The organism is Psychrobacter sp. Rd 27.2 (assembly GCF_001921755.1).
Taxonomy (GTDB): Bacteria; Pseudomonadota; Gammaproteobacteria; order Pseudomonadales; family Moraxellaceae; genus Psychrobacter; species Psychrobacter celer.
In genome coordinates, this window is the sequence record NZ_MRYB01000001.1 from 192711 (window position 1) to 210671 (window position 17961).

Here is a 17961-nt window from a genome sequence, read left to right on the forward strand (position 1 = left end):
CGTCTTAGACAAACTATTTGGGCCATTTACCCTATTTTATTTAAATACATTTATATATAGTATGTCGATAGCGCGCCACATGAGTGCGTTACTACGTATCGACCATTACGCTATCTGCAACTGGAGAATCTTTTTTATGTTAAAATACACCATGCCAGATGATAACCAGCTTCAAAATAACGGCCAAGCAAGCTTCACAGTATTCGGTGTGGGTGGCGGCGGCGGTAATGCGGTTGAACATATGGTACAACAAGGGATTAGAGGTGTAACCTTCGTCTGTGCCAATACGGATAAACAAGCACTTGACCGTCTGACAGCGCCGCATAAACTGCAGCTGGGCGCAAAGACCAACCGCGGGCTAGGTGCTGGTGCCAACCCAGAAGTAGGCCGCGAAGCAGCAGAGAGCGAAGAAGAAGCCATCCGCGGCTTGCTTGAGCATTCAGACATGGTGTTTATTACCGCTGGAATGGGTGGTGGTACGGGTACGGGTGCCGCGCCAGTGGTGGCTCGTATCGCAAAAGAGATGGAAGTGTTGACAGTTGCTGTGGTGACCACGCCATTTAAATTTGAAGGTGGTAAACGCATTAAGGCGGCAAAGGCAGGTATTGAGCAGCTGACCAATTTTGTAGACTCTATCATTACCATTCCAAACGACAAGCTGATGAGCGTCTATGGCAATATCTCAATGCAGGATGCCTTTAAAAAAGCCGATGACGTATTATTGCATGCGGTTCAAGGTATCGCTGAGACCATCGCCAGCGAAGGTATGATCAATATTGACTTTAACGATATTCGCACCGCGATGACAGCCAAAGGTCACGCTATGATGGGAATTGGCCGCGCCAGCGGTGATGATCGTGCTCGTCAAGCCACAGAAAAAGCCATCAGATCGCCACTACTTGATGATTTACGCCTAGAAAACGCCAAAGGCCTGTTGGTCAACGTTATCTCCTCTGAGTCATTATCACTCGACGAGATGAGCAAAATCAGTGAAATCGTCGAAGAAATCACAGATATCGATGACGCGCATATTTTCTACGGCTCAGTGATCGATGAAAAAATGGGCGATGATTTGCATGTTACCGTCATCGCAACCGGCCTTACTTTAGACGAAAACGCTGGCAAAGAGCCGGAAGTTAAAGAGCAACCAGTACCGTCTGTAAACAGTACTCAGCCTGTTGATCCTAACGTACATACCAGTGCGTTAAACAGTCAAAAGCAATCACAAGCGCAAATGTATCAAGACCATGCTGCCCGTGCAAACACTATACAAGAGCAGCCTAAGACCAAAACCAACAGTATTCAAGACTATCTAAAGCGTCAGCAAAACAAGTAGTTTGTCATACAGATCTTGTCTGTCATATAAGATATAGACAAAAAAGCCAGCATACATTGCTGGCTTTTTTGTGTCTGCTGTAGTTTACAAACCTGCTTTAAGTGTTAAAAGTATGACAGATTTTGAGATGTAGATACGGATATAAGAGAAAAAACAGACCACAGATGACGGCAAAAAATCAGTGATAAGTGTTATCAATCAAGGAGATAAGTAAATTAGCTACTTTTAACTATAGCGAAATAGGGGCGGGAAATGGTACACTATGGCAATTGTAACAAAATATGTGAGAAGACAGCCATGAACCAAAGAACCATAAAAACAGCGATAGCCGTTACAGGTACTGGTCTCCATAGTGGTCAGCCTGTTGACTTAGCGTTTCATCCGCAGCCAGTCGATACAGGTATTGTTTTCGAGCGCTCAGACATCGCCGGCAGCCAACCGATTCCAGCCAGTGCCTTTTTGGTACAAGATACCATGATGTCCTCCAATCTGGTCTTTGGAGGTACGCGCGTGGGTACGGTAGAGCATTTGCTTAGTGCGATTGCTGGACTGGGTATTGATAATTTATTGATTCGCGTGTCGGCATCAGAGATACCTATCATGGATGGCAGTGCCGCACCTTTTGTCGCCTTACTGCTGGAGGCGGGATTTTGTGAGCAAGAAGCACCCAAAAAATTCATCAAGATTGTGCGACCTGTACGAGTAAAAGTCGATGATAAATGGGCGGAGTTACGCCCTTATGAGGGCTTTGAATTAAACTTTGAGATTGACTTTGATCATCCTGCTATCGACAAAGACTTTCAGCACGCCCAATTGCAGTTCTCGACCCAAAACTTCATCGAGCAGCTCAGCTCGGCTCGTACATTTGGGTTTTTACGTGATATCGAAGCTTTGCGTCAAAACAACTTGGCGCTAGGCGGCAGTATGGACAATGCCATTGTCATCGATGATATGAGCGTGCTCAACGAAGAAGGCCTGCGTTTCAATGATGAATTTGTCCGTCATAAAATTTTAGACGCATTGGGCGATTTATATCTGATAGGTTATCCTATTTTAGGTCGTTTTAATGCCTATAAGTCTGGTCATGCTCTAAACAATTTGCTGGTACGTGAGATATTATCCAATCATGATAACTTTGAAATTGTAACATTTGATGACAACGTAACTTGTCCTATCGAATATTTGCCACTCAATGGTTTGGCCGTTGAAGGATAAATACAGGAATATACAGGAAGTATCGAAACATTTACGCAATATTACATAAGTTGCTCATGCTTACAGTCATAGAATATTCGTATTTTTGAATATATTGTTTAGTTTACTTTAACAATTCTGCGCTAACCTAGACAATATAAAAGCTGTGGATAATTTTATAATCGTCTATCGCTTTCATTCATTATTTGAATGAAAGCGATAGACGATTTTTTTTGTTTGCGATATTACAAAAACCCAGCGTTCAAGGGATGATTTTCTGTTTCTATTTACATAACTTTACATAGTAACGAGATGATTTTTAGTGATTTGCTAGGCGCAAAAGTGCTTTTTTGAGATTTTCATCAGTGGTGACATGCTCTGCAGCCTGTGATATAGTCCGCTTTGTGTTTTGGCTAAGAGCCTGATTTTTATTAGCTTTACGAGATTCTGATGAGGCCGCCGCTAGCCCTGAAGATGATTTTGATACATGATTTTCAGTAGAAGTATTGGCTACAATGACGCGAATTTGCTTGAGTTGTTTAAATGTAATTGACTGCTCATTAAGGACTTGCAAGTACGCGCTCTGTAAATAGCGAATATGGTTAGCAGCCGTCATTGAGCTGACACTGAGCACCAATTGCTCAGCAGTAAGTCCGACGACCCAGCAGCTATTGAGGATTTCCTCAGGTAGACAGTCTACCAGTAGCGCTTTTATCTCATTGGTCGCTTTTATATAAAACTGCATATTATCAGCAAGGGTTTGGGGTAGTGCGCTACCAGCAAAAGCTTGATGATCAATAAGTGTGGCAAGCCGATTGGGCTGTTTTTTTGACATCGTGATAACTCATCTAGTAGGTGACAAAAACGATATTTATCATAAACATGCTAACCGCAGTATATAACAAGTGAGTGATGAGGCAGTTGACCAGACCAAAACTATCGGTGTGAGTCACGATAAAAGAAGTGGTTGTGATAAGGATTTTATCATGTTTGCTTGATGTAGATACCCTCTAAATTAATTGATGCGTCGTCATGGATGACGAGCAATCCTGTATTAACCATAGGTAGTAAATTTATGAAACAAGCTTTATTAATTTTGTCAGTATTGGGAATGGGCATAGCACAGACGAGTGGTGCTGTCGAAACGACCTTTCAACCAAATAATACCTTGAGTCATACCGTCACAAACATCTCTACTTCTGTGAGCTACGGTTCTAGTCGCAATATCTATAGCACCAATAGCGGCGCCCATGTTTATAGTAATGATGAAATCAGTCAAGCAATTGACAACCTAAGTGCTCATGCCAAGCAAAAAGAATATCAACTTGCCTCGCTCACCAGCCGCCTCTCTTATGAGCAGCGCCAGCAGCAAGCAAGCCGTGTACCTGATAGCAACTCAGCCCCTGCCATTGCCGCAGCACGTGCTTCACGCGTGGCGTTGTCTAGAAGCTCTGGCTACTGTGCCCGCTACGTCCGTAAAGCCTTGCAATCAGCAGGCTATGAGTTTACGCCAAATCCTTCAGCGTATCAGTACGCCACGCGTGGCACGCTTGCCCAAGCAGGCTTTACCAAAATTAGTAATGACACACCGCATCAGGTGGGTGATGTGATCGTCTATGACCGTAGCTCAAGACGCCCGCACGGCCATATCCAGATTTTTGATGGTACCGACTGGGTATCTGACTTCCGCCAAAAAGGTATCAGCCCATACAGCGGTGTCCATAGTTATACCACATGGCGCGACTCACAATACGTAGATGATGCCTCAGATCGTGGTATCTATCTTGCCATGGCAGACAAATAATAATCCGTTTAGTAATCAGCTGATAGTGAGCTGATTTACCGGTTTTCTCCAAACTCAGTAATGCTCTTTATGACGTTACTGAGTTTTTTTATTTGTGTTGTCATAGCACGAAGCACACAACAGCTAAAGCACAAACTTGCACCAATGCTGGCGATTGTGAAAATCAGGCGGGGTAGCGTGAGAGGGCGCAAAATATAGCGCCGTTTTATCCACCCATAAGATAACGCAGGGGTGGAGGTGCTCAATCACGGTGCCATATACGGCGTATTGCTGATGCGGCAATGGCGTCACTGGTATATGCAAGTAACGCTCAAAATCAACTGAGCGGGCCAAGTTTACACCTGAGCTTGAGTTTACGCTCGATGTTGGCCAATCGAGCATGGCACGGGTTTGCAGATCTGTCATCAAGGCTGGCGGCGGCAAAGTATCTGGGTGCCGATAGCCATCAAACTGATACAGTGCGTAACGACCGTCTGGACTGGCATTGATTTCGATATAAGGTGCGTTTGCCTTTGCCATAGGAGCTTGCGGGATTTTAGCACTGATAAAGCACTCAAGGCAGGTCTCCTCCCACAGATAGTCTGCAAAACCGACCTTGTCTGACTGCCATACTGGCCACTCTAGTCGGTGCGCCATAGAAGGTGTGGGCATGCTGACTTGATATTGAAGCTTTAGATAAAAAGGCGACGTCTGGCTGATGTCTGCGTGTACGCTCACGCGGATATCTGATAGCGCAGCGATACTGACACCTAATTGCTGCGCCTGGATGGCGAGGCTGTCGGTGGCTAAACGTAAATGAAAGACTTGGCTCATGATGTAATCACTGTTTTGATAGGCACTAGTTTTGATAGGCAGTCTTTTCGATAGGTAGTATGAATACTGCGCGAGGTCTATTGCGCGAGGTCTATATAGTTAATCCTACATAAAAAACTGCGGTGCCAGAGTGCTACCAGTATTTAATTTAGAGTAGATTGATTATATACCCATCATGCAAAAAACCGCGAGCAACATGCCGCGCGGTTTTAGGGTATAGCAGATAGCAGGCGTATTGCGGCATGGTCACACACAGCACGACCATTTATTTATCCGCACTAAATCCACACCGCCTCTTTGTGCCGACATACTACTGGGCGTGACGAGTGAGATTAGAGAGTTTTGGATTGGCATTTGGGTTTTGGCGTAGTAGCAACGCCATACGACCGATAGAATGTACCAAAGTGGCGTTTGCCGCCGCCGCAAGCTCTGCGCCGATGGTATCACGCTCTTCTTTGGTGCCGGCAGGTAGTTTTACCTTGATGAGCTCATGATCTGATAAAGCACGATCAATCTCTTCGGTGATGGTGGGAGTGATGCCTTTGTTGCCAATCATAACGATAGGCTTTAGCTCATGGCCGATGCCTTTTAGACGTTTGATGGTAGCGTTATCGAGTTGCATAGAATTCCTAGGTATTGATAAAAATAAAAATATTACCGCCAACGGCAGTGAGTGATCATTATAGATAATCTATGACCAACTTGCATGAGATCGGCGGGATTTTGCACGATTTTACGTGCCGAAAATGTTAAACTGAAGGTTTGACCACATTATAAACGCTACTGCCTTTTAAAACAGTTATTTAACCAAGAGAATTTGATGATTTAAGCGCATTTATAGACAAATCGCCTCATTGGTACTATGTCTTGCGTGCATCAGGCGTTTCAAAGTGTATCGTTATCAAAGCGCATAAAGTTTTGCAGAGTAATAGGAGCAGGTATTTTGGCCACGCGTATCGAAAACAAAAAATTGTCAAAAAGCAGCAGTGCTTGGATGCAAGAGCATATTGACGACCATTATGTACAAAAGGCCCAAAAAGATGGCTACCGTGCCCGCGCAGCTTATAAGCTCCTAGAAATCAACGAAAAGACCAGCCTAATAAAAAAAGGCATGACGGTTGTGGATTTGGGCAGTGCGCCTGGTAGCTGGTCACAAGTGGCCGGGCAGTTGGTGGGTGATAAAGGTATTTTGATCGCCTCTGATATCTTGCCGATGGATGCGTTGCCAGATGTCACCTTTATCCAAGGTGATTTTCGTGAGGCTGAGGTGTTTGACGCGATTATGGCAGAAGTGGGCGATCGGCAGGTCGATGTGGTGCTATCAGATATGGCGCCCAATACTTCTGGCAATCGCGCGATTGATCAGCCGCGTATGATGTACCTATGCGAGCTGGCGGTCGACTTTGCGCTGGCAACCTTACCCAAAGGTGGCGCGCTTATTATGAAAGTGTTTCAGGGCGAGGGTACACAAGAATTACGTCAGCAGATGCAGCGTGATTTTAGTAAAATCCGTAGCATCAAGCCCGCTGCCTCACGACCACGATCAAAAGAGATGTTTTGGGTGGCGATCAAATAGTTTTAGTTTCAATGAGTTGCTGCTATTGTAAGCGGGAGAGTACGCCATCATAAAAGATGGATACCATGCGTGAAAATCCGCTACAATCGTTAACCGAATAAAAGTGAAACCTGCTTGAATTATGCAGGGAAACACCACATATCATGGTATATTAACTTTGTTTTAAGCATGAGTTTTAGGCAAAGTCGTCTGATAATAAACGCCCGATACGCTCGTTGAGATTTATATATCGTCAAATGAGCCAAACGTTTATGGACGTCACGTGTTTAGTAAACACACCAATAAGTAAGGGATGGGAATAACTAGTGAGCGACATGGTAAAAAATACCTTATTGTGGCTGGTGGTAATCGGCATTTTGGTGCTGGTGTTTAGCGGCTTTGATCAATCCTCTGAGCCGGATAACCTTAACTACTCTGAGTTTGTGACCGCGGTGTCAGAAAATCAGGTAGCCAGTGTTGAAATCGACGGCGAACAAATCACCGGTGAAAAGAAAAATGGCTCATCTTTTGAGACCATTAGACCCGCTGTGTCAGACGACGAGCTGATGCCGCTGTTGCGTGAAAATCAGGTTGAAGTTCAAGGAACTGCTCCGAAACGCCAAAGCGTCTTGATGCAATTGCTGATAGCCAGTTTCCCAATTTTATTGATTATTGGTCTGTTTTTATTCTTTATGCGTAATATGCAAGGCGGCGCTGGCGGCAAGGGCGGTGGTCCGATGAGCTTTGGTAAATCAAAAGCCAAAATGCTCACCGAAGATCAAATCAACGTCAATTTTGAGGATGTCGCAGGCTGTGAAGAGGCCAAAGAAGAAGTGGTCGAGGTCGTTGACTTCTTGCGCGACCCAGACAAGTTTACCAAGCTAGGTGCGACCATCCCACGCGGTATTTTGATGGTTGGACCGCCTGGTACGGGTAAGACGCTATTGGCGCGTGCCATCGCTGGTGAAGCCAAAGTACCGTTCTTCTCTATTTCAGGGTCTGACTTTGTCGAGATGTTTGTCGGTGTGGGTGCCTCACGTGTGCGCGATATGTTTGAGCAAGCGAAAAAGAGTGCCCCTTGTATCATCTTTATCGATGAGATCGATGCCGTTGGTCGCCACCGTGGCTCTGGTATGGGCGGCGGTAATGATGAGCGTGAGCAGACATTGAACCAACTATTGGTTGAGATGGACGGCTTTGAAGGTAACGAAGGCGTGATCGTGATTGCCGCGACCAACCGCGCTGATGTACTTGATAAAGCGCTACTGCGTCCAGGTCGTTTTGACCGTCAGGTACAAGTAGGCTTACCCGATATCAAAGGTCGTGAGCAGATTTTGAAAGTACATTTGCGTAAATTGCCGAATACTATCGGTGTCGATGCCAGCTCTCTTGCGCGTGGTACGCCTGGCTTTAGTGGTGCCCAGCTGGCCAACTTGGTCAACGAAGCGGCACTATTTGCCGCCCGTCGCAACAAAACCAGCGTCGATATGAATGACTTTGAGGACGCAAAGGACAAGCTGTATATGGGTCCTGAGCGCAAATCGATGGTGATACGCGAAGAAGAGCGCCGTGCTACTGCTTATCATGAAGCAGGACATGCCTTGGTTGCTGAGCTACTACCAGGTACCGACCCTGTGCATAAAGTAACAATCATGCCGCGCGGATTTGCCCTTGGTGTGACTTGGCAGCTACCTGAGCATGACCAGACCAGCATGTATAAGTCAAAAATGCTCAATGATATTGCTATTTTATTCGGTGGCCGTATCGCTGAAGAAGTCTTTATCAATCAGATGTCAACGGGCGCGTCCAATGACTTTGAGCGTGCTACCAAAATGGCACGAGCGATGGTCACTAAGTATGGTATGTCTGATGCGCTAGGTATCATGGTGTATGAAGATGAAGACAGCTCACAAGGTTATTTTGGCTCTAGCAGCCGTACGATTTCAGAGGCCACACAGCAAAAGGTCGATGAAGAAGTGCGCCGCATGTTAGAAGAGCAATATGATATCGCTCGCGAGCTGATCGAAGCCAACCAAGACAAGATGCATGCGATGGTCGATGCCTTGATGAAGTGGGAAACCATCGATCGGGATCAGTTGCAAGACATTTTGGCAGGTGAAGAGCCACGTCCACCAAGAGTGTATCAGCCCAACGAAGTGAACTTGTCAAAAAATGACGTTAAAACCACGGGTCCGACACCGCCGCCATTACCAGCGATGTAGAGCAAGCAAGTAAAATTGTAAAAGACCGCTGGCAGATCACTGTTTAAGTTAAAAAGCCCTTTTTGATAAAGGGCTTTTTTATGGCTCGTATTTTATTCAGAATTTAGAACCGTATGGGATTTACTGGTATCATAAGCAAACGATCGCCAATACCGATTCCCCTTTTTTAGCTCCTTTTATTGATAATGGATGGCCTATGTCATTGTTTCAGCCTTTACCGACTTATCGCATTCGCAGCCGCAACAAAGTTTTGGATCTATCGCAGCCGCAGGTGATGGGAATATTAAATGTGACGCCAGACTCGTTTTCAGATGGTGGTCAGTTTACCGCGGTAGATAAAGCGCTGCAGCATTGTAAACAGCTGATAAATGAAGGGGCGACGATTATCGATATCGGCGGCGAATCTACCCGTCCAAATGCCGCGCCTGTAGCGACGGATGAAGAAGTGCAGCGTGTGGTGCCAGTGGTGACAGCCATTCGTCAGCAGTTAGGTGAGATGGGTCAGGATATTTGGCTGTCGATCGATACCAGTAGCCCGACGGTGATGCAAGCAGCGTTTGATGCAGGCGCTGATATTTGGAATGATGTACGCGCGCTCAGACGTGAGGGTGCAGCCCAATTAGCAGCAGCACTTGATATACCGGTGATGCTGATGCACATGCGCGGCGAGCCCACGACCATGAATGAGTTGGCGCAATATGACGAGGTAATCGGTGATGTCAGTCGCGAGCTGCTTGCTCGTATTAAAGAGGTGACCTGTGCTGGCGTGAAGCGTGAAAACCTCATCATCGATCCAGGCTTTGGTTTTGCAAAAGATTACGAGCATCATTGTGCACTATTGACCCAGCTTGATAAGTTACAAACGCTTGGTTTGCCATTGATGTTTGGTATCTCGCGTAAGCGTTTTTTGGCACAGGTACTCACTAAGAGCGGTGTACCAGCAGTTGCCACTACGCAAGCCAGCGAGCGTGATGCGATCGGTACGGCGGCTGGATTGTTGGCATTGCAGCAAGGCGCGAGTATCATCCGTACTCATAATGTAGCGATGATGCAGCAAGCGGCCGCGCTCTGGCAGCAATTAACCGAGTATCATCAAACCTCTGTCATTACGACCAACAACCATCACTATCAATCTACTAAATAATGTACCTACTAGCTATGAGGCGTTTCCTATGAGCATATCTGCAAACAAGCAACCTGAGCCAACCAATGAGCAGCGCCGCGTCATCTATCAAGCTCGTCGCGGCCTAAAAGAGCTGGATTTTTATATCGATCCTTACGTCAAAGAGCGGTATTTGACCGCAGATGCTGCTGAACAGGCGACCTTTGCCGAAATGCTCACCCATGAAGACCCAGATTTATTGGATTATTTTACCAGCCAAAACCGCCCAGAGAGCGACGATATCTGGGCGCTGGTCAATAAAATTAAAACATGGCGTCATACCAAAGAGTTGATGCCCTAATTCGCTACCACACCCATTATGAGATTACCGCGATATCATGGATTCGATAACTGCCCTGCGTATTGATACTGCTATCGAGCCTAGGAGCCGATTGCGCTTGCTGTTATATCTGAGCTTAGCAAGCATCATGATAGGGCTTGGTTTATTGGCGTCTTTAGCGCTTTGGCAGTACGCGCTGGTCTTAGTGGTGGCAGCCGCCGTGGTTGGTTATTTGACCGTATCGCGGCCGATCCTGCTACATCTAAGCCAGCCGCCAGTGAGTCAGCGCCTTGATCGACACTGGCAGCTGTTGATGCGTACGGCGCAGGGGGAGGGCTTATGGTTGGCAAATCTACAAGCCATTCACCGTTTTGAGTGGGCGCTCAGTTTTGAATTTGATATCATCGAGCCTTATCATCGTTCGTTGGCCGTGACAGTTTTTCGCGATCAAGTCAGCCCCGAGCAGTGGCGAGAGCTAAATGTTTTGGCCAATATGAGCACGGGCAATACGGTCTAAATACTTATCTTCTTTTCCCTTGGTAGCGATGTGTAGGCTTACAAGCGCCTACATGTCATAACAAAATACCTATCTCGATCAGCGAAAAAGCTTGCTATATTAATGTCACTATTAATTGACAACTAACTATAGTCGATACACTTTAAAAGTGTTATAGCGCTACTGGGATGAATTTTTCGCAGCCTCTGGAGACGCAGCATGCAAGTAAAATTTATACCAGTAGTGCTATGTTTTTTTTAGAGTGCGTTGACTATAACAACTAACAACGCTGTTGTAGAAAGTATGGTTATAAAAATTATGGTGATAATGTATGTTGTGAGGCAGCGGCGTTAAAAAATGGCTACCGACAAATAACGGCTAAAAAACACTGTGCTAGACCACGATAATGATAAAAAAGGAGAAAAATATGAGTTTATTAGGGAATTTAGTCAGTCAGGTGGCTCGTCAAGCCATGAATCCTGCCGACGCCCAGCATAACCCAGTCAATCAGCGGGCTGATACAAGGCGGACGGGCGGTCTGGGTAATATCTTAGGAAGCGTGCTGGGAGGCAGTCAGGCAGGTGGCTATAATCCGCGTCAACACGATCGTCAGCCAGATAATGGCTTTGGCCTAGATGATATCATCGGCGGTCTTACTGGCGGCGCGCAGCGTGGTGGTGTCAGCGCAGGCGCTGGTGGTTTGGGTGATATCTTAGGAAGCGTACTGGGTGGTCAGCGCAGTCAAAGCGGCTTTGGCGGTAAAGGCATGCTTATCGCCGCGCTTATGCCCATGGTGCTTAGCTGGATCAAGCGTAATGGTGGTCTGAGCGGTGCATTATCCAAAATCACGGGCATGGGCTATGAAAACCAAGCACGCTCTTGGATGAGCAATCAGCAAGACAACGAAAACCTCGATCCAAACGATGTCAATCGGTTGTTTGATGAAAGTGAGATTCAACAAGTGGCAGCGCATACTGGTGCCAACGAAGCCGAGGTGCGCCAAGGCATTGCAGAGCTGCTACCTGAAGTCGTAAATCAGCTTACCCCCCAAGGTAACTTGGATACCGAAGCGGAGGCTAACGAAGAGATTGATCAAATCATCAGCCAGTTATCCAACCGTTTAGGCACTTTACGATAATGGCCCCATGTTTGTGTTATAGCTACCTTTAGCTGTGTAGTCTGCCGCTACTTACGCAGACAGCTGATAGCGGCCAAAAGAGCACGTTTGTATAGCGTGCTCTTTTTTGTTGTGAGGACTTCAACAATACATGCTACATAGATATGTTAAAAATGGTGAACAAATGCACAACAGTGCCGGTAATCTTATAAGATGAGGGTATCAGCCACTGCATAGGATACTGACGCATGCCGTTTAAGCCGATCCAAGCCGCTATTGCCATCGTCGTAGGTCTTATCATCTGGTTTGTCATTCCTGTACCGACGGGCGTCACTCCTGAAGCATGGCACATGCTGGCTTTATTTATCGCCACCATCGTTGCCATTATTGGTAAAGTGTTACCCATCGGGGCGATAGCGGTCATCGCCGTGACGCTCGTGGCTTTGACGGGTGTGACCAGTGACAGCCCAAAACAAGCCATCAATGATGCGCTCTCTAGCTATTCAAGCCCGCTGATATGGTTGATTGGTATCGCAGTAATGATATCGCGCGGCCTTATCAAAACCGGTCTTGGTCGCCGCATTGCTTATTATTTTATTTCTATCTTTGGCAAAAAAACCATCGGAGTCGCGTACTCATTGACGGCGGCTGAGCTGATGATAGCGCCTATCACGCCGTCGAATACCGCGCGTGGTGGCGGTATTATTCATCCTATTATGAAATCTATCGCCCAAAGCTTTCATTCAACGCCAGAGGAAGGCACGCAAAATAAAATTGGTCGCTATCTGGCAATGGTCAATTACCACGCCAATCCGATTACCTCAGGGATGTTTATCACCGCGACCGCGCCCAACCCTTTAGTGGTAGACCTGGTAAATAAAGCCACAGGCGGCAACATTCAGCTGTCGTGGACAACGTGGGCGGTAGCGATGTTTGTGCCGGGCATTCTGTGCTTGGTGGTGATGCCCTTGGTGATTTATCTGATCTATCCACCTGATGTCAAAGTCACACCCGACGCTAAAGGCTTTGCAAAAGACAATCTAGCAGACATGGGTAGCATCAGCCGCCAAGAAAAAATCATGCTCGGTGTGTTTGGCCTGATGCTACTACTCTGGGCCAATATCCCGGCGCTGCTATTGGGTGAGCAATACAGCGTCGATGCCACGACGACAGCTTTTATCGGTCTGACGACCTTGATATTGACTGGAGTGCTAACGTGGGAGGATATTCTCAAAGAAAAATCTGCTTGGGATACCATCATCTGGTTTGGTGCCTTGATTATGATGGCCGCTTATCTGAATGAGCTTGGCTTGATCCGCTGGTTTTCTGACAATATCGAAGCGATGATTGGTACGACAGGTCTGGGCTGGGTAGGTGCCGTGGCGATTTTGACGCTGGTGTATTTATACATTCATTACTTCTTTGCAAGTACGACTGCGCATATCACCGCTTTATTTGCCGCCTTTTATGCCGTCGGGCTGAGCTTAGGAGCGCCGCCCATGCTATATGCGCTGATTTTGGCAGCAGCGGGCAACATTATGATGACCCTCACCCATTATGCGACCGGCACCGCCCCCGTCATCTTTAACTCAGGGTATGTGACCTTAAAAGAGTGGTGGGGCATCGGCGCTATTATGAGTGTGGTCAATCTGGTGATTTGGATAGGGGCAGGTATGATATGGTGGAAAGTGCTTGGCTATTATTAATAGGTATCTGAGTGTTAGATGAGTCACGGTTAAAATCGCTCATCTAATGTCTCAAGTGTGTAGTCAAGGGCGGCAAAGCAGATGTCACTTTTAAAGCCTCTATACTGCAAAAACCGTAATTGACGAGCCTTGTCTTTTGGCTCACGGGGCAAGGTATTGCCGTATTTTTTGGTGCGAGCGGTCACCGCCAGCTTTAGCCAGTCAACGCCTTCGACCAGATTGTCATCACCATCCTCGACAAATTCGCTAAATTCCTCAGACTCTGCATTTGCCATATCGATCAGCTCATCGATGTTGTCTGGCATGACTATTTTTTTTTGATAAAATGCTTGCTTGATGCGGCCGCGACCCCGTCCTTTACGGATGTTTTCACGGATGAGCATGAGGGTGGTGCGGTAATCACTTTGATAGCCTTTTTTCTCAAACTCATCGAGTAAGGCATCAATCTTGTCTGGGTCTTGCTCCTTATCGAGCAGTTTTTGCTTTAGCTCTGCTTTACCGTACTCACGGCGCGACAGATAATAAAAAGCCAGCCAGCGCAGGCGACTCTCTGCCTTGATAGCGTCAATCTCGGCTTGCCTTTGTTCAGGGGTGCGAAGGTACGCTTTTAGAGCAGCAGGTAAGTTGTCCGCTTGCGCGTCTGTATCGTAACGATGGACGGCTTTAGGGCCAAGCAGTGGCGCTGAGCCTTCTGTGCTCTCTAAATAATCTACACCCTCTATACGTGCATCGCTATCAGCGGTGTTGGTAGAGGCGCTATCGTCCGAATGACCATGAATATGATGCTTTACCTCGGCCAGCATCTCTTTGATACTTTGCGCTTTTGGTGGCTGATACGCAGGTGCGTCGTTAGGTTCAGGGCTATAGCTCGCGGCTGGATGAAAGCGTTTTTCACGTCTTTTACGTTTGGCTGTAGACGCCGACTTCTGAGACGTATTTTTATCGACATGTGCTGCATGAGGCGATCTGAGCGCTTTGGGTGTTTGGGAGGTTTTAGAGATTTTTTTGGGCTTGCTAGTAGGGGCGCTCGCTGAGTCGGCGTCCGATTCAGCGAGTATTTCAGCTAAGGTTTTAATGTTCATAATCAATCATAACGATAAATAAGCGTGCCGTTATTGTACTGGCTCAGGCGCTAGGCTTTCATCTTTTTGAGAGGCGTCAGTGTCTTTGGCGTCTTTTTTGCTACCAAGCTTTTCTTCACGGATCTTATCTTCGATTTCTTGGGCAATACTAGGGTTTTCTTTTAAGAAAAGCACAGAGTTGGCTTTACCCTGGCCGATTTTTTCATCGCCATAGCTATACCAAGAGCCTGCTTTACCCACAGCGCCAATTTCGACACCTAAGTCGATGACTTCTGCTAGGTGATTGGTGCCTTCGCCATAAGTGATTTCAAACTCAGCTTGGCGGAAGGGTGGTGCCATTTTGTTTTTGATGACCTTGACACGGGTTTGGTTGCCGATGATTTCATCACCGTTTTTGACCGCCCCGATACGGCGAATATCCATACGTACTGAGGCATAGAATTTCAGCGCATTACCACCGGTTGTGGTTTCTGGGCTACCAAACATCACGCCGATTTTCATACGGATCTGGTTGATAAACACCACCATACAGTTAGAGCGTTTGGCATTACCTGTGATCTTACGCAGCGCTTGGCTCATCAAGCGGGCTTGTAGACCCATGTGTGAGTCGCCCATCTCGCCTTCAATCTCAGCGCGCGGCGTGAGTGCGGCGACGGAGTCGACCACGATCATATCGACCGCTCCTGAGCGTACCAGCATATCGGTAATCTCCAACGCCTGCTCACCGTTATCAGGCTGAGAGAGCAGTAGGTCATCTGTATTGACCCCAAGCTTACGCGCATAAACCGGATCAAGCGCATGCTCGGCATCGATAAAGGCACAAGTACCGCCTTGTTTTTGACACTCAGCGATTGCTTGTAGCGTCATGGTGGTTTTACCTGAGCTCTCTGGTCCATAAATCTCAATGATACGGCCTTTTGGCAAGCCGCCAATACCAAGCGCGATATCTAGTCCTAGCGAGCCTGTCGAGACCACATCGGCATCGAGGACTGCAGAGTCATCGCCTAGTTGCATGATGGTATTTTTACCAAATTGTTTTTCGATTTGACCAAGTGCGGCTTTGAGAGCTTTGGCTTTATTGTCGTCCATACTGGATTCCTTGTCTTCAATCATTAGTGTAAAACGATAAATTCGATGATAGATAAAATACGGGTAATAGGAAGGTTACGGGCCATATATACCGACGGCTCCCCAAATGGTAGGCAACGGCCAGTGTCTAGCAAGACGAATAAGATGTCGTATCGATGATGTCGAGAGTGCAATCATTCTACTATACAGTAAAATTAATGACGGATAAAAGTAAATAAAAGTTTGATATAACCCCTTGTGCAAGCAGCGCCTTCTCATTATTAAGGCGTTTGTTCATTTATCTAAGCGTTAGGGATGTATGGTTGATTGGATAAGGATATTATAACAAAATCTAGATAGCATACTAAGGGTGAAGGTATGCTAAACGACATCGGTTGTCGCATGCATATTATTTTTAGAGTTATATAAATATTGGCAAAATTAGCAAGTATTTTGGATAGGAAAATGGTATTGTTTGTCAATAGGGTTTGCAGTTGTCCACAATATATCTTCGGTAAAAATTCGCTGATTGTGAAACATCGGCTCTGATTTCGATTTTTCTAAAAAATATAAGAAATAAATTTTTAGCTTCTCTCTATAAGCGTAAATTGTTGATTTTTAAAGGTTTTTAAATTGTACAAAAAATGAACGATTTTACCTGACCCTTTAATATATCTAGGAAAATGCTTGTCAAGTGCTGACTTATACACAGGGTTATCCACAGCTTATGGGGAGAACTCACCAAGCCCTTGTAACATCAATGTTTGCGCAAATCGCTTGTTACGACTTCTTAAAGATCAAAGCAGATTTTGTGATGTCACGTGTGTGTTTTTCTCAAAAAATTAGTCTGTGTCGCCGATGTTTCACACCATAAAATATTTATTGTTATAAAAATAAAACCGTCAAAATGGTCGCAAGAATCGCTGAGTTGACCGTATGGCAAGCTTTTTATACTTAGTCGGCCGTGTTAAGGCGCGTTTTTATCCGCTGTATCGGTCACATTCCGCCGCGCTCTTGATCGTCTTCGCTGGCAAAGCGCCGCGCATAAAAAAGGCGGCTAATCTGTTAGCCGCCTTTATCGCTCTTTATCTAAGAGTAGATTTCTAATCGTTTGGTGTTAGTCTTTGCTATAAATCAAATCCCAAACGCCATGACCACGCGCGATGCCGCGGCGCTCAAATTTGGTCATTGGACGAAAGTCTGGTCTGTCAATAAAGTTGCCTGCACCTGCTTGGTTGGTGAGGCCAGCAAAGTTGTCTAGTACCTCCAGCATCCAAAAAGCATAATGCTCCCAGTCAGTGGCGGTATGAAACCAGCCGCCTTGGGTTAGGCTGCGTGTCACAATCGCCATGCGTTCAGGACTGACAAAGCGGCGCTTATAGTGGCGCTTTTTTTGCCATGGGTCAGGGAAGTACAGCTGAATACGGTCGATATGGTTTTCTGGTAGCTGTTTGAGTAGTTGGATGGCGTCACCATTGATTATTTTGACGTTACGCAAGCCTTGGGTGCCGGCCATATAGGCGCATTTGCCAATGCCTGGCTCATGGACTTCGATGCCGACAAAGTTGCGCGCCGGCTCTGCGGCGGCCATCTCGATGAACGAGTCGCCCAAGCCAAACCCAATCTCTAAGGTCAGCGGTGCGTCACTGCCATTTGGGCTATCGGCAAATAGCGCGCGCAAGTCATGGATGCCTGTTAAGTCGCCATCGCCAAAGCTGTTATTGACCAAATAATCGGCGAACTCGGGCGCGGTCAACGCCAGCTCGGCGTTTTTGTTCATGTGTGTACGTCGTTTCATAAAGGTATTGACGATACGAATGTGTTTGTCCGCGGTAGGCATGCTTTGGTTGTCATCAATGTCAGCGCTTGCTGTGTCGACGTTGGTTAAGGTTTGCTCATCAGTGGTTGGCGTACTGGTGAGATTGTCATTACTATCAGGATGTTGACTCATAAGATGGGCAGTGCTTCATTAGGTGAGTGAGATGGCGTCATTATAAGTGATATTGCTGCGACTGTGAATGTGCAATACGTTTTTAGCGGTTTTATACGGTTATAGGAGATGAGAATAGATGTGACATCAAAAGCGATAGTAAAGACTATCGAGATGATAAAGAGTATTAAAGTAT

Annotated in this window: 16 protein-coding genes; 10 read left to right on the plus strand and 6 right to left on the minus strand. The window is 46.4% G+C overall.

Annotated features, from left to right (window positions below):
• Nucleotides 1-136: 136 nt before the first annotated feature.
• Both ftsZ and lpxC read left to right on the plus strand, forming a co-directional pair.
• Entirely contained in the window at nucleotides 137-1336 is a 1200-nt protein-coding gene (gene ftsZ, locus BTV99_RS00805) for a cell division protein FtsZ (RefSeq protein WP_075100743.1), read from the plus strand.
• 297 nt (nucleotides 1337-1633) lie between these two features.
• Nucleotides 1634-2551 (plus strand): UDP-3-O-acyl-N-acetylglucosamine deacetylase, encoded by a 918-nt coding sequence (gene lpxC, locus BTV99_RS00810; protein WP_075100744.1) that lies wholly within the window; start codon nucleotides 1634-1636, stop codon nucleotides 2549-2551.
• A gap of 298 nt (nucleotides 2552-2849) precedes the next feature.
• Here the strand turns inward: lpxC and BTV99_RS00815 are convergent, their stop codons facing one another.
• Nucleotides 2850-3365 (minus strand): DciA family protein, encoded by a 516-nt coding sequence (locus BTV99_RS00815; RefSeq protein WP_075100452.1) that lies wholly within the window; start codon nucleotides 3363-3365, stop codon nucleotides 2850-2852.
• Between the two features lie 240 nt (nucleotides 3366-3605).
• Between BTV99_RS00815 and BTV99_RS00820 the strand changes: the two genes are divergently transcribed.
• Nucleotides 3606-4334 carry a CHAP domain-containing protein gene (locus tag BTV99_RS00820; RefSeq protein ID WP_075100453.1) on the plus strand — a complete coding sequence of 243 codons (729 nt, stop codon included), beginning with the start codon at nucleotides 3606-3608 and terminating at the stop codon, nucleotides 4332-4334.
• 123 nt (nucleotides 4335-4457) lie between these two features.
• On the opposite strand, the gene BTV99_RS00825 is transcribed toward BTV99_RS00820, so the two are convergent.
• On the minus strand, nucleotides 4458-5147 hold the full coding sequence (locus BTV99_RS00825; RefSeq protein ID WP_075100454.1) for a hypothetical protein: 690 nt from the start codon (nucleotides 5145-5147) through the stop codon (nucleotides 4458-4460).
• Nucleotides 5148-5457: 310 nt separating this feature from the next.
• Nucleotides 5458-5769 carry a YhbY family RNA-binding protein gene (locus BTV99_RS00830; RefSeq protein WP_075100455.1) on the minus strand — a complete coding sequence of 104 codons (312 nt, stop codon included), beginning with the start codon at nucleotides 5767-5769 and terminating at the stop codon, nucleotides 5458-5460.
• A 321-nt stretch (nucleotides 5770-6090) separates the two neighbouring features.
• On the opposite strand from BTV99_RS00830, the gene BTV99_RS00835 reads away from it, so the two are divergent.
• The 7 genes from BTV99_RS00835 (at nucleotide 6091) to BTV99_RS00865 (ending at nucleotide 13685) form a co-directional block, all read left to right on the plus strand.
• Nucleotides 6091-6723 carry an RlmE family RNA methyltransferase gene (locus tag BTV99_RS00835; RefSeq protein WP_075100456.1) on the plus strand — a complete coding sequence of 211 codons (633 nt, stop codon included), beginning with the start codon at nucleotides 6091-6093 and terminating at the stop codon, nucleotides 6721-6723.
• Nucleotides 6724-7028: 305 nt separating this feature from the next.
• Nucleotides 7029-8924, plus strand: a complete 1896-nt coding sequence (gene ftsH / locus BTV99_RS00840; protein WP_075100457.1) for an ATP-dependent zinc metalloprotease FtsH — start codon at nucleotides 7029-7031, stop codon at nucleotides 8922-8924.
• A 196-nt stretch (nucleotides 8925-9120) separates the two neighbouring features.
• Nucleotides 9121-10068, plus strand: a complete 948-nt coding sequence (gene folP, locus BTV99_RS00845) for a dihydropteroate synthase (RefSeq protein WP_075100458.1) — start codon at nucleotides 9121-9123, stop codon at nucleotides 10066-10068.
• Between the two features lie 28 nt (nucleotides 10069-10096).
• The gene (locus BTV99_RS00850) at nucleotides 10097-10387 is read left to right on the plus strand and encodes a succinate dehydrogenase assembly factor 2 (protein ID WP_075100459.1); all 291 of its coding nucleotides are present in this window, start codon (nucleotides 10097-10099) and stop codon (nucleotides 10385-10387) included.
• A gap of 37 nt (nucleotides 10388-10424) precedes the next feature.
• Nucleotides 10425-10883 carry a hypothetical protein gene (locus BTV99_RS00855; protein ID WP_075100460.1) on the plus strand — a complete coding sequence of 153 codons (459 nt, stop codon included), beginning with the start codon at nucleotides 10425-10427 and terminating at the stop codon, nucleotides 10881-10883.
• A gap of 406 nt (nucleotides 10884-11289) precedes the next feature.
• Complete coding sequence (locus BTV99_RS00860; RefSeq protein ID WP_075100461.1) at nucleotides 11290-12000, plus strand: YidB family protein; 711 nt, start codon at nucleotides 11290-11292, stop codon at nucleotides 11998-12000.
• Nucleotides 12001-12227: 227 nt separating this feature from the next.
• The gene (locus BTV99_RS00865) at nucleotides 12228-13685 is read left to right on the plus strand and encodes an anion permease (RefSeq protein WP_075100462.1); all 1458 of its coding nucleotides are present in this window, start codon (nucleotides 12228-12230) and stop codon (nucleotides 13683-13685) included.
• A 29-nt stretch (nucleotides 13686-13714) separates the two neighbouring features.
• Here the strand turns inward: BTV99_RS00865 and BTV99_RS00870 are convergent, their stop codons facing one another.
• From BTV99_RS00870 to trmB, 3 genes are all read right to left on the minus strand, one after another.
• On the minus strand, nucleotides 13715-14767 hold the full coding sequence (locus tag BTV99_RS00870) for a regulatory protein RecX (RefSeq protein ID WP_075100463.1): 1053 nt from the start codon (nucleotides 14765-14767) through the stop codon (nucleotides 13715-13717).
• A 30-nt stretch (nucleotides 14768-14797) separates the two neighbouring features.
• Nucleotides 14798-15856, minus strand: coding sequence for a recombinase RecA (gene recA, locus BTV99_RS00875; protein ID WP_075100464.1), 1059 nt, complete (start codon nucleotides 15854-15856; stop codon nucleotides 14798-14800).
• 1096 nt (nucleotides 15857-16952) lie between these two features.
• Nucleotides 16953-17675, minus strand: a complete 723-nt coding sequence (trmB, locus tag BTV99_RS00880) for a tRNA (guanosine(46)-N7)-methyltransferase TrmB (protein ID WP_372046328.1) — start codon at nucleotides 17673-17675, stop codon at nucleotides 16953-16955.
• Between the last annotated feature and the right edge of the window lie 286 nt (nucleotides 17676-17961).